The organism is Clostridium tanneri (assembly GCF_033659955.1).
Taxonomy (GTDB): Bacteria; Bacillota; Clostridia; order Clostridiales; family Clostridiaceae; genus Clostridium_AM; species Clostridium_AM tanneri.
In genome coordinates this window covers 1-300 of sequence record NZ_JARUJP010000105.1, presented here as the reverse complement: position 1 = coordinate 300, position 300 = coordinate 1, and the positions used below count along the sequence as shown (strand labels likewise).

The following is a 300-nucleotide window of genomic DNA, read 5'->3' as shown; positions in this document are numbered from 1 at the left end:
CATTATCATATCTGTAATAAATTTTATCTTTTATTTCATGATTAGCATCTTCGGTGTATTCATAGGTTACCCTATCCCCTATTAGGTGAAACTTTGTAGTAACTCCATTTACTCTCTTATGTGTTCTGATTCCGGAATCGTTATACTTAAAGAATGCATTGATATCACTACCTATAATGGATGTTAATCTTCTTCCTTCTTCCCAGCTGTAGGTATAACCAGCATAGGTCTTAGGATTTCCTATTGTATCATAGGTTATCTCATTTTTATTATAATGTGTCAGTTTATCCTTCCAAGAAG

At 32.7% G+C, this 300-nt stretch carries 1 pseudogene; it reads right to left on the bottom strand.

Annotation, left to right across the window (positions count from 1 at the left end):
- Positions 1–300: pseudogene (locus P8V03_RS19140) on the bottom strand (RHS repeat-associated core domain-containing protein); the annotation flags it as partial.